The sequence below is a fragment of the Snodgrassella sp. M0110 genome, assembly GCF_016101465.1.
Classification (GTDB): Bacteria; Pseudomonadota; Gammaproteobacteria; order Burkholderiales; family Neisseriaceae; genus Snodgrassella; species Snodgrassella alvi.
Window position 1 is genome coordinate 109792 of sequence record NZ_JACFQM010000003.1, and the last position, 12659, is coordinate 122450.

The 12659-nt window shown below is 39.9% G+C and carries 12 protein-coding genes; 4 read left to right on the forward strand and 8 right to left on the reverse strand.

Annotation, left to right across the window (positions count from 1 at the left end; translation table 11 throughout):
- Nucleotides 1-19: 19 nt before the first annotated feature.
- The 6 genes from ispF to H3T84_RS05455 form a co-directional block, all read right to left on the reverse strand.
- Complete coding sequence (ispF, locus tag H3T84_RS05430) at nucleotides 20-502, reverse strand: 2-C-methyl-D-erythritol 2,4-cyclodiphosphate synthase (protein ID WP_198218471.1); 483 nt, start codon at nucleotides 500-502, stop codon at nucleotides 20-22.
- Nucleotides 499-1206 carry a 2-C-methyl-D-erythritol 4-phosphate cytidylyltransferase gene (gene ispD / locus H3T84_RS05435; protein ID WP_198218472.1) on the reverse strand — a complete coding sequence of 236 codons (708 nt, stop codon included), beginning with the start codon at nucleotides 1204-1206 and terminating at the stop codon, nucleotides 499-501. The genes ispF and ispD overlap by 4 nt, the downstream gene beginning before the upstream one ends.
- Nucleotides 1203-1943, reverse strand: a complete 741-nt coding sequence (dnaQ, locus tag H3T84_RS05440; protein ID WP_198190189.1) for a DNA polymerase III subunit epsilon — start codon at nucleotides 1941-1943, stop codon at nucleotides 1203-1205. Before dnaQ ends, ispD begins: the two co-directional genes overlap by 4 nt.
- Nucleotides 1944-2545: 602 nt before the next feature.
- Nucleotides 2546-3919: a TolC family protein gene (locus tag H3T84_RS05445; protein WP_370524026.1), complete on the reverse strand. Its 1374-nt coding sequence runs from the start codon at nucleotides 3917-3919 to the stop codon at nucleotides 2546-2548.
- 102 nt (nucleotides 3920-4021) lie between these two features.
- A complete protein-coding gene (locus H3T84_RS05450; protein ID WP_198218473.1) occupies nucleotides 4022-5959 on the reverse strand; it encodes a MacB family efflux pump subunit in 1938 nt (645 codons plus the stop codon).
- A gap of 3 nt (nucleotides 5960-5962) precedes the next feature.
- On the reverse strand, nucleotides 5963-7150 hold the full coding sequence (locus H3T84_RS05455) for an efflux RND transporter periplasmic adaptor subunit (protein WP_078474340.1): 1188 nt from the start codon (nucleotides 7148-7150) through the stop codon (nucleotides 5963-5965).
- A 936-nt stretch (nucleotides 7151-8086) separates the two neighbouring features.
- Between H3T84_RS05455 and coaD the strand changes: the two genes are divergently transcribed.
- Nucleotides 8087-8602, forward strand: a complete 516-nt coding sequence (gene coaD, locus H3T84_RS05460; protein ID WP_037474668.1) for a pantetheine-phosphate adenylyltransferase — start codon at nucleotides 8087-8089, stop codon at nucleotides 8600-8602.
- Between the two features lie 120 nt (nucleotides 8603-8722).
- On the opposite strand, the gene H3T84_RS05465 is transcribed toward coaD, so the two are convergent.
- Together H3T84_RS05465 and H3T84_RS05470 are read right to left on the reverse strand one after the other, a co-directional pair.
- Nucleotides 8723-9067 carry an antibiotic biosynthesis monooxygenase gene (locus H3T84_RS05465; RefSeq protein ID WP_198218474.1) on the reverse strand — a complete coding sequence of 115 codons (345 nt, stop codon included), beginning with the start codon at nucleotides 9065-9067 and terminating at the stop codon, nucleotides 8723-8725.
- 274 nt (nucleotides 9068-9341) lie between these two features.
- On the reverse strand, nucleotides 9342-10235 hold the full coding sequence (locus H3T84_RS05470) for a LysR substrate-binding domain-containing protein (RefSeq protein WP_232346120.1): 894 nt from the start codon (nucleotides 10233-10235) through the stop codon (nucleotides 9342-9344).
- A 105-nt stretch (nucleotides 10236-10340) separates the two neighbouring features.
- Between H3T84_RS05470 and H3T84_RS05475 the strand changes: the two genes are divergently transcribed.
- From H3T84_RS05475 to H3T84_RS05485, 3 genes are all read left to right on the forward strand, one after another.
- Entirely contained in the window at nucleotides 10341-10745 is a 405-nt protein-coding gene (locus tag H3T84_RS05475) for a CidA/LrgA family protein (protein ID WP_037474662.1), read from the forward strand.
- Between the two features lie 35 nt (nucleotides 10746-10780).
- Nucleotides 10781-11470: an LrgB family protein gene (locus H3T84_RS05480; protein WP_198218475.1), complete on the forward strand. Its 690-nt coding sequence runs from the start codon at nucleotides 10781-10783 to the stop codon at nucleotides 11468-11470.
- 401 nt (nucleotides 11471-11871) lie between these two features.
- Complete coding sequence (locus H3T84_RS05485; RefSeq protein WP_198218476.1) at nucleotides 11872-12609, forward strand: hypothetical protein; 738 nt, start codon at nucleotides 11872-11874, stop codon at nucleotides 12607-12609.
- The last annotated feature ends 50 nt before the right edge of the window (nucleotides 12610-12659 follow it).

Here is a 12659-nt window from a genome sequence, read left to right on the forward strand (position 1 = left end):
AACTGATGCCGCAACAGGATTAAACTGCCGTCAGCAATACGACTGCCTGAGCCTCAATAGCTTCTTTCCGCCCCAGATAGCCTAATTTTTCATTGGTTTTACCCTTAACATTTACTGCATCCACAGCTATATTCAAATCAGCTGCAATATTTATGCGCATCTGATCTATATAAGGACGCAATTTCGGCTCCTGAGCAATAACCGTACTATCAACGTTGACCACACGCCAGCCGGCAGCCAGAACGGCAGCACAGGCACCGCGTAACAGTACACGGCTATCGGCATCTTTATTTGCAGCAGCTGTATCCGGATAAAACTTGCCAATATCACCTAAAGCAGCTGCACCCAGCAGTGCATCGGTAATCGCATGCAATAGCGCATCTGCATCAGAATGACCAAGCAAACCTTTATCAAAAGGAATTTTTACGCCGCCAAGTAACAATGGCCGCCCGCTAACGAGCTGATGCACATCATAACCCTGACCAATTCTTAAAGAACTCATTTAATGGTGTCCTGCTGTAAAAAATAGCTAGCCAGTAACGCATCCTGTGCACTGGTGAGTTTCAGATTGCGTATATCCCCTGCTACCAGTAATGGAGTCAGACCAAGCGCCTCTACGGCAGAAGATTCATCTGTAATTACATCCAAATCTGCCTGTGCCAGTGCTCTGGCCAGAATACCGGTACGAAACATTTGTGGAGTCTGAGCCTGCCATAAACCTGTCCTGTTCACTGTCCGGCTCACCTGCTTTTGCTCATCTGCCTGTTTAAGGGTATCTGCTACGGGAAGCGCTAGTAACCCGCCGACTGCATGATCCTGCACAGCAGCTAATAAACGTTTTACAGAATCCGTACTCACACAGCAACGAGCGGCATCATGTACCAGTATCCAGTCGTTATCCTGTACATTAAAATATTTTTGCGCCTGCACAATCCCATTGTGCACAGTTTGCGCCCGCGTCGCTCCGCCACAACGCAGGATATGCACATCCGGCGGTAATAAATCTGCCGGATAGACAGCATCGATATATTCATCCTGTTCTGATACAACAATCAAAAACAGATCAATTGCACTGATTTGTGCCAGTCGCGACACTGTATGCTGTAATACAGTCTGACCGGCCAAAGTAACATATTGTTTCGGACATCCTGCACCAAATCGTGCTCCGACACCCGCGGCAGGAATCAGCACTACATGCCGGGTCATACAGATTTATCTCCGTTATTTTCCTGCCATTTCCGCCACATACAGGGTTCACCAACTATTTTATCCAACGCCTGCAAATAAGCTTCATGTTCAGCCAGTTCTTCTGCACTGGGTTCCACTACTGTTAACCCAGTATGCTTTATCTGATATTTGCTTTCTGCAATCTGATTTTCACTGGCAGCAGCAGTGGCCATCAGTTCATCTACCAGACTGAACTGGCTTCGGGTCATGGCAAGATAAACTTCACCAAGTAATTCACAGTCAATCAGCGCACCATGCAGTACACGTTTACTGCGGTCTACTTCCAGCCGCGTACATAAAGCATCCAGCGAATTTTTCTGTCCCGGATATTTATCACGAGCCATTTTGAGCGTATCAACTATCCCACTGGTAATCGTTTTAATTTTGGGCATACTCAGACGCTCAAACTCCATATCCAGAAAGCCTTCATCAAACACAGCATTATGAATAATCAGTTCGGCACCATGCAGGTAGTCGGCAATCTGCTGAGCCACACCGGCAAACACCGGTGCATTCATTTCCTGTAGCTTTTCCAGTGTAATTCCGTGTACTGCCACAGCTTCGTCTGGAATATCGCGCTCAGGATTAATATACAGATGCAGATTATTTCCGGTAAGGCGCCGGTCTACCATTTCTACACCGGCAAATTCAATCAGGCGATCACCATTGTTTGCATACAGTCCGGTGGTTTCAGTATCAAGAATAATTTGACGCATATTGATTCAATGCTTTATGCGGTTGAACACCGCTGACTTAAAACTCCGATAATACTAAAAAATCAACTCCGGTGCATAACAGCCGTCCGCACCGGTAAAACAAATTACTCAGCAGGCAAATCCAACAGATGACTATTACAAACTAATAGTCATCAAGCGGTTTTATCCGGATAAAACATTATTTTTTAGTATTTTTTGTCATAGTCTCTATTAACGGGTATATATACCACTATTTATTTTTCTTTTAAAAACAAAATTATAAATAAAATTCTCAGTTATTTTTGCAAATAATAATAACTATCATTTGCAATTAGAAAATAATTTGTTTATGATGCATCTATGTTCACGAAACGACACAAATATTCACAAATATTTTGCAGCAATTTCTGAACATACTCACAGATTTAAAATATATTGTTTTTGTTCAACAATTTATTTAGCACTTTTCTATTGGTAGTGGTTTGTGTTCCTTTTTGCGCCCCCTTTTTGAGGGGCGATTTTTTTTGTTAGTCATTAGTGTAATGAAAACAGAAAAATAATTCAATTATCAACTAACCTATAAAAAGCCGGCCTGTATATTTTCAAACAGGCCGGCTTGAATATTATTGCGGCTGATAGCGTCCGGCCATAGCCTGATAAATCAGATTTTCATTTTGCAGGACACTATAACGGTTGTTTAACACATTTTGTGCCGAAGAATACTGAGTATTCAATGCATCCAGCCAGTCACTAAGCGGATTAGTACCGTATTGATAGCGGGCATGGTAGTAGCGACTGTTTTTTAAATCGTACTGGTATTTTTGTTCATTATTGGCCAGTGTATTGCGGCTAAGCGTGTATTGCCGGTAATAGCGTTCAACTTCATTAAGGGCTGTAGTCAGAGATTGTTCAAAAGTCAGTTTAGCACTTTCAAAATCTGCCTTAGCCTGTTTGTTTTGCCAATATAGAGTCTGCCAGTCGAGAAAAGGCAAATTTACATTAACACTTGCCGTACCGACTGGAAAATGTAAAGCCGAAGAAGCAGCCTCAGAACGCGAATTAACCGCACCATTCAGACTAATACTCGGATACCAGCTACGTTTAGTTGCCTGCTGACTGGAAAAAGCAGATTGCAAACGATATTCTGCCGCACGTAAATCAGGGCGATTAGCCAGTACAGACAATGGCACATTCAGATTCACTTCACTCAAATGAATCTGATTTAAAGATGTTGGTTGAATATCCGTTACCTCACCCGGACGCTGATTGAGTAAATTATGCAGATTCTGCAATACTTCCAGCCGGTTCTGCTGCAATGAGGTCAGATTATTCTCTGCGCTCAGTAACGATTGTTTGGCATTAGTAGCATTAATGCTGCTGACTTTACCTACCTGATACTGTGCCTGAGAGATTCTGGCAATCTGCCGGTATTGTTCAATACTGTCTTTAGTTAAACTGATTGCACCATCAATGTAGGCAAGATGAAAATAATTATCGACGACACTATTAATCAGTGAGAGTCTGCTGGCGGCCAGATCCTCTTCACTGGCCTGATATTTCCAGCGTGCCGCATTGGTATTGGCACGAATTTTCTGCCATACGTCCAGCTCATAACTTAATCCGAGCTGGCCGGTAAAATTACGGCTGGACACCCCGCCATGTTTCAAATCTTTGGAGCTGCTGGCGCCAAGAGAACCACTTGCATTCGGTACCAGGTCTACTGCTGTCAGACGGGCACTATAACGTGCTTTTTCAGCTGTCAGTGCTGCCTGACGCAAATCAACATTATTAGCCAGCGCAGTATTTACCAGCTGATTCAGAGTTTCATCATGGTAAATTTCCCACCAGTTAGCATTAACCTGATACTGCGCAGCAATTTCTGCACTGCTTAGCATTCCGGCTTTATGCATGCTTTGCTGCGGATAGGAACTATGCGTAGCACAGGCGGTTAACAGCAGACTCAGACTCAGCATCCATACTGCGCTGCGTTTTTTCACAAAATTATCTCTCATCATCGTAACTTTTTATTCTGACGCTTACTGCATTTATCAATGCAGTACAGCCATTTCCGCCAGATTTAAATTTCAGCATCAACACAATTAATCGCGTGACAGCGCGTCAATAGGATTAAGCTGCGATGCACGTTTTGCCGGCATAAAACCAAACAGCACACCAATTACACTTGAACAAAGTACAGCCATCACAATAGAAATTGTTGAGAATGACATAGCAAAATCTGTTGCCAGCAAATTAAACAGCATACTGATGGCAAACGAAAACAGTACACCAACCAACCCGCCAATCAGACAAATCAGCACCGCTTCAATCAGAAACTGTTCAAGAATATTGTGCTGACGTGCACCGATAGCCATGCGTATACCAATCTCCTTCACCCGCTCGGTTACCGATACCAGCATGATATTCATCACCCCGATACCGCCTACGACCAGAGATATCAGCGCAATACTTGATATCAGCAGAGTCATGGTGCCGGTAGTACTTTCAATTGTCTGCTTAATAGTGTCACTGTTACGGGTAAAAAAGTCCTCTGTACCATGACGTACTTTCAGTAATTCAATAATGCCTTTTTCTGCCGTTTGTGAATTGACATTATCTTTTACCTTTACCGTAACTGAAGTAATGTATTTAGAGCCGGAAATCCGGTTCATCAGCGTGGTATAAGGAGTAAACAGTTGTAAACTGTCACTGTCCGAAAAGCCGTTATTATTAGGTTCTGTTACTCCGATAATACGCAATGGCCGTTTATTAAACAGAATAACCTTTCCCAGCGGATTAGTACCATCAGCAAACAATTTGTTTTTGGTATTGTCATCAATTACGACTACCTGACTGTTCTGAGTTACATCATCCTCATTAAACAGCCGGCCAAAAGCAAGCTTGATACCGCGTACATCAAAATACTGGTCACCTACACCGTATAGCTGAGCTGAAAGAGACTGATTATCATAAGTCAGCGTACCACTGGTATTAACACCCGGAGTGACACTGTCAACATAATCCTGTTGCTTCAGAACCTCTGCATCACCAACAGTCAGCGTTTTAATACGGGAAGAACGGCGATCCCCATATCCGTAACCCGGATATACGGAAACCGTGTTTGTGCCCATAGCATTGATGTTTTCAAGAATTTTTTCCTGCGACCCTCTTCCCAGTGCTACTACCGACACCACTGAAGCAATACCGATAATAATGCCGAGCATCGTAAGAAACGAGCGCATCTTATGCGCCATAATCGCCTGAATAGACATCAGAAAAGATTCAAAAAACTGATCACGGTAAAAATGCCATGAATTATGCTCTTTAATACTCTCAATATTGCTGGGCGGAATATCTGTATTCTTACTGTGGTCGGCGATAATCCGTCCGTCACTAATTTCAATTACCCGGTTAGCATTAGCAGCAATCGTCGGATCATGTGTAACCATCACAATGGTATGACCGGCATCATGCAGTTTATGCAGGATTTCCATCACGTTTTTTCCGCTACCGGTATCCAGCGCACCTGTTGGCTCGTCTGCTAGAATAATTTCACCGCCGTTCATCAGCGCACGGGCTATACTTACCCGCTGCTGCTGACCACCGGACAGTTCACTGGGACGGTTTTCTTCCTTACCGGCAAGCCCGAGTTGAGCCAGCAACTCATCCGCCCGTTTCATTCGTTCATCGTATTCCATACCGGCATATACAGCCGGCAGGGCTACATTTTCACGTGCTGTTAATGTGCCGAGCAGGTTATAGCGCTGAAAAATAAAACCAAAGCTGCGACGGCGCAAAGCGGCCTGTTCATCTGCGGTCATAGCAGCAGTTTCTACGCCATCAATTTTGTACGAACCGCTGGACGGCACATCCAGACAGCCAATGATGTTCATCAGAGTAGACTTACCCGAACCAGACTGACCGATAATAGCTACAAAATCGCCTTTTTCTATGCTCAGATTAATATCTTTGAGCACCTGAACCCGGTTTTCACCAGTGCCGAACCAGCGATTGATTGCCTTAATTTCCAATAAACTCATGGCTTACATTCTCGGACCACGCATTTTAGGTTCTTTGCTGACACCATTTTTGGCGTCTGCCTTGCTCAGCGCAGATAAAACTACCCGGTCACCCTCTTTCAGGCCTGATTTCACTTCTGTGCGCATACCGTCTGTAATACCAGTCTCAATCTGTTTTTCCTGAACCTGCTGATTATCGCCCAGCACCTTCACCACTTTTTTACCACGGTTATGCCTGATTGCCTGATTCGATACAGTCAGTACATTTTTAACAGATTTCACAAAAATATTATTCTGAGTAGTCATCCCGATGTGCAGTGTGCCGTCATCATTCGGAACCAGAGCCCGGGCATAGTAATAAATAGCTGTATCAGTTGTATCCGTACTGGTGTCATAACTTCCCTGAGACATCTTGGTTAACCCCGGATCTACTGCTTCAAGAGTAGCTTTACGCACTTTGTTATTGTCCGCCAGCGTAGTAAAAGTTAAATGCATTCCTGCCTTAACCTTACTCATATCGCCCTCGGCAATCTGCATTTTATTCAGCATTTTGCTTAAGTCAGCCAGCTGTACAATCGTTGGCGTATTCTGACTGGAGTTCACAGTTTGTCCCTCTTCTACTGGAATGGATACAACTGTACCGTCCATTGGAGCAGTAATGCGGGTATAGCCTAAATCTGCTTCTGAAGTATTAATGGCAATCTGTGTTTGCCGGATTTGTGACTTCAGCTCAGCCACGTTAGCCCGTGCTGCGGCCAGATTATCCTGAGCATTATCAAAATCTGCTTTAGAGGTAGCATCCTGCCCCATCAGCGCGCGTTCACGGTCAAATGCACGTTGTTTCATTTTCAATGCAATTTGAGCAGATACCAGCTGAGCACGATAAGTATCCAGCTTAGCTTTATTAGTGTTGAGGGTATTTAACTGGGTAGTGGAATCGATATCAGCAATCAAATCACCTTTTTTAACCTGCTGGCCCAGTTTGACATACAGTTTTTTGATCTGGCCAGAAGCCTGAGCACCGACATCAACCAATTGTGCCGCCGCAATTTCTCCTGTGGCATTAACTGTCTGCATGATATCGCTGCGGCGAACATCATCTGTCACAAAATTCATCTGGTCTTTAGGCTTAAAAAACAGGCTCCATACAACAGCAGCCAGCACCACCACGACTAACAACCATACAAACCTTTTAACCCATTTTTTTTTCATTTGCTTAATAATCCGTATATCACTCAAATTTTGCTCTAATTAATCAATAGTGGCAAAAAGATTAAGATTGTAAAGGATGAAAACCATTCTCATCAATATATCATGTTAGTAATTAATATCTCATTTCTGTTACTAATTATGAATACCAAATGATAAACAATACAGATTTAAAACCATATATGTGATCATTTTTATTTTATCAACAAAAATATAATTTTAAAATTTTAATAATTTCAATCAAATAAACACTAACACATTGCCAAACTGAAAATACATTCAATATTTATCTGATTAAAGTCTGAATACTCCATGCTGCAATTCAATCTCTGAAACATAGTAGTTATTAAGAGAAACTGCCACTAAAAAAACAATAGAAAAATATAAAAAGATTTCAATTTTAAACAAAATAACAAAATAAACACTAATCTGATATAAATTTGGTAAAGAAAATATTCCAGTGATACACAACGAAAAAACCTGATTGAGGTTTCATATATGGCAAAATAACTAGATAAACCAACTAATCGGTATACTATTGCAGTAAAATTGATTATTTTATACTATTTCCTATTATCTTTTTAATTCATTGCCTTTATCAAAAATAAACACTCCACCAGGCAATCTATTTACATATTACCACTTATAGTTTCAAAATACTTCACGGCAAGTTTACAAGATTTTTACTCTAAGTATCAGAAATATAACTGCATTTATTAACCACCATTTATCAATATCAGGCTTAACGTTTTCTGTTAAGAATAAAAAATAATTATGCTTTGACAATTCAGACGCAACTGATTAAGCTGCGCAGCTTTGTAATAAAATCATTGAAAAGCAATAACTGTTTATAATTAAATTATTCATACGCAACAGCAAAATATCAGCATACAGGTTAATTTTTTTCGCATGACAAAAAGCAGTTCGGAATACGCAATAATGACTAACTCAACCATCCGCCGTGCAGTCTATGCCGGCAGCTTTGATCCACCTACCAATGGCCATCTGTGGATGATTCGTGAAGCACAGCCATTATTTGATGAACTAATCGTCGCTATTGGCGTGAATCCGGAAAAAAATGCCACATATTCAGTTGAAGAACGTAAAGAAATGCTTCAGGCTATCACGGCAAATTTTCCCAATGTCAAAATCTCCAGTTTTCAAAATCAGTATCTGGTTAATTATGCGCGCAGTATTGGTGCAGATTTCATTATCCGTGGTATTCGTACCGCTTCTGATTATGAGTATGAGCGTTCCATGCGCCATATCAATCATGACTTACAGCCGGAAATTTCCACTATTTTCCTGATACCACCGCGTGAATATGCCGAAGTATCATCAACCATGATAAAAGGCATGGTCGGACCGCAAAACTGGCAGGCCATGATTCGCCGTTATGTCCCTGATGCAGTTTATGAAAAAATTATGCAGGACCATATGTACTCTGAGAATTGAATAAACTGAATGGTCTGAGCAATCGCGACCAGAATGTATGGTTAAACTACTGATTCTGCACTGATGCAGATTTATAAATAATAAGCTCAGACGGATAAGAAGCTATTACCAATTACCTTATTATTCATCTGAGTTTGAATCACAAGATTCAAAAAATTTTTCATTTTCAACTTTACTAATACGGATTGAATATTCTTCGTACCATTGCTTGATACCCATTTTTTTCCCCTCCATGTGTAAAGTATGGTTTTTCCATTTATTAATAGCCTCAAGTATACGCCAGTATGAAACGGTAATGCCTGTTCCTTCCGCATCTCTAACGCTATCTGCTCCTAAATACCCTTCCATTTTTTCAGCTTCATTTAATAAATTTTGTGCCATTTCCGCATAACCGAAATCACCATGGCTGCGTTGGGAAGTAAATACAACAGCATAATAAGGTATTCCGAATACTTTGCTGATCATGAAAAACCTTTCATATTTTAGATTGCAGCAATTTGAGGTGAAACAGGAGTTACAAAACTGGTTTTCAGAGTATTTTTAAGGTATTTATTGAATCTAACTTATCAGCTGAATATCTTTATAATAACAATTATTAATATTAAACAACATTATCAAATAAATAGTAAAGATAAACAATCTTATTTCTGGCGATTATTTTAATTAATGATAAGTTTACCCGGCATTGTTTCACTCCCCTGCTATTTATACGACTTAAGCAGACAATTAATTCTGATTATTAACGTGAAAATTCCTCTTTGATTACTCTAAGCCACGCTTTTACAGCCGGTGTCAGTTTTTTGTGGCGAGGCCATGCCATGGACAGACTCCAGTTAATAGCCGGATCAGTTAACGGAACAGCTGCAAATATTTTATCGTCAAATTCATCCGTATAATAACTGGGTAGTAAAGCAATGCCCATTTCTTTTGCTACCATATCACGTAAAAGCTCCCACTGGCTGGTACAGCAAACTACATTTGGCTCAAACCCCTGATCACGACAGGCATTGACAATTCGTTCATACAAAACAAATCCACGACTAAACAAAATAAAAGATTCATCTCGCAGACTGCGTAACGACATGGATTCTGATACTTGAACCAGGCGTTTACGCGGAAACAGCACCATCATCGGATAATTACATAAAGGAATATGTTCAAACTCATCTCTAACGGGTAACAACAACTGCCCTACATCCAAACGGTTATCTAGCAATGCAGCTTCAATATCACGAGTACCTGCTTCAATAAAAGCCAGTTCAATATCCGGGCATTGCTGATGAAAACGAAAAAAAGCCGGCGTCAGCAAACGACTGCCCAATAACGACATTCCGATACGCAACATACCCGATTTAAGTTCGCGATAATCTTCTACCTCCTGTTTCAGCAGCGACACCTGATTAAGTATCTGCAGAGAACGTTCATATACACACTGACCAATTTCCGTTGGCAGCACCTGGCGCTTGCGTCCGTTTTCGCCTTTTTGCAATAAGGCTACGTTTAAATCATTTTCAAGTGCATGGATAATCTTGCTTACACTCGGTTGGGATAGTGCCAGTTTTTCCGCAGTAACTGAAAAACTGTGATTCTGAACCAGAGCAACCCAGCACTGAAGTGCCTTTATATCAATCATAAATATTCAAAAAAAGAATAATAATAAAATTATAATTCATATTATGCCTAATAAGACTAATTATAATGGTAAGTTTTCAATAACTGGTTATAGAGAAAAGCCAAAATGAATATGTTACACCTTCGTCAGACAAACTGCTTACGTATATGCGCACAAATTTTATTAATCATTTTATTCTGGCTGATAGGGTCAGGCATCGAAAGAATGACACATATTCCCTTATCTGGCGGTGTAATCGGGCTAGTTCTGGTATTGCTTTTATTACAGCTAAATATACTGAAATTGTCCTGGTTAGCCAGCGGTGCTCAGGCTTTACTGGGCGAATTAATGTTGTATTTTATGCCTGTTCTTATCGCAGTAGTGCAATATAAAGCATTGTTTGCAGCTGAAGGATGGCAGCTGATTATTAGCATCGTCATAGGTACATTCCTGGTAATGAGCAGTACTGCACTTACTCTTAAATATTGTTATCGCCTGCGCCGGGCATGGATTAAACATCGCCATATTTAGACTGCCACACAATAAATTTTTACTGGATATCTGTTATGAATATAATTGCTGCCGGCTGTTTTATCTGGACAATCGCATTATATGCACTGGCAAAAAAATGCTATCGCGCTAAACCGGTTATATTTTTGTCACCCGCTATTACTTTTAGTGTATTAACCATAGCTGTCATGCAATGGCTTAATATCAGCTATGCCCAATACAATCAATATACGCGGTATATTTCCGGTTTACTTGGTCCGGCCACTGTTGCTTTTGCCATTCCGATTTATCAATATCGTGATGTAATGAAACGTCAGTTACCGATTCTGATGACAGCAATTATCGTTGGAATGTTTGTCGGGGTGGGCAGCGCTTATCTGATGGCACGTCTGTTTCATTTTAACCACGAAGTGACCTATAGCCTGATGGCCCGTTCTATATCTACTCCGTTTGCCATTGAGCTGGCAAATAAAATTCATGGCTCTGCCGCTCTGGTCTCTGTATTTACCATTATAACCGGACTGGCAGGTATGCTCTTCGGTGATATCACACTGGCATTAAGCCGCAGCCGTCTGCATCTGGCTAATGGTGCTGCATTTGGTAATGCCGCACATGGATTTGGTACTTCTCGGGCAATTCAGCGTAATGCTGATGAAGGCGTGGTTGCCAGCCTGACTATGATTCTGGCTGGTTTATTTATGGTACTGGCCGGCCCCTTCGTAGTACGAGTCATAGTCTGGCTGTGATACTAAATTCTATTAGCATCAAATCAGATTTAAGTGCCAAACCAACATTACTGAATGCTTCTGTTGCAATGAATTTTATTCATTAAATAGAAGATTCTGATGATCAGATTGAAATTATTTCGTGTTATATAAAGAAGATATTAAAAATTAGAATGTTTTAGATTATCAATCTAAATTATAATGCTAGCTCCTCTTATTACATGAGTAAAATCACGGAGTGATTATATTTATAAATTTAATTAATGTTCCAATACAAATTATGTAAATTAATTATGTAAATTTTAATTGAAATTCAATTAACTTCATTAAATTTTTTGTTTAGATTCGAAAGAATCAAAAACTATAGGCAATATTACATTTTCACTTAAAAGTAAATTCTTACTAATAATAAAAAATACCCAATGAAAAATTTAAAAAAATTATTACTAGTCATCACTCTTTGCTTTCCTATGATAAGTAGTGCTAACTGTGAAAAATGGATTAATCATTTACTTGAAAAATATCATTCTTCTCGCGGCAGTGATAATGCAGTTTGTAAGATATGGCCTGCTGATAAAAGTAAAACAATTGTGGTTTTACCAATTCCTAATGAAATCGAAGGGACAATTTATTATGATCTTGATGTTTTGCTTGTGGATACGCAAAGTGGTGAATTAATTGCTCATAAATGGGAACAGGATGCATTTTATAGTGACGCTGTTGAATTAACTGATTTTGAAATCGATACTGCTCATTATCAGCTTAATAATGAATCCCGAGCTTTTGGTATTCGTGCTAACTTTAGAAATTATTCCCGTATTTTTCCTTTCTCTGAACAAATAATTAATCTCTATGTGCAAAAAAATGAAAAACTCAATCTAGTTGTTAATAAGTTATTATTAAAAAACGATGGTGGTGAATTGGATGATAATTGTATTGCTGAATTCCATAGCAAAAATGCTGCTTTATTATTAGGAAAAAACACAACCAATAATTATAAAGATTTGATTATTTCATATAATGAACAAAAACAAATTGGTAAATTAAATAAAAAAGGGAAATGTGTTGAAGAAGTAACTAAGTCAATAAAAAGAAAATACACATTACATTATAATGGTGTTGAATATCCTTTACCCAAACCACTACATTCATCCTTATAAGCTTCTTTACAGCAACTTTTCCTCTGCCGTACAATCATTAGCAGCTTTTG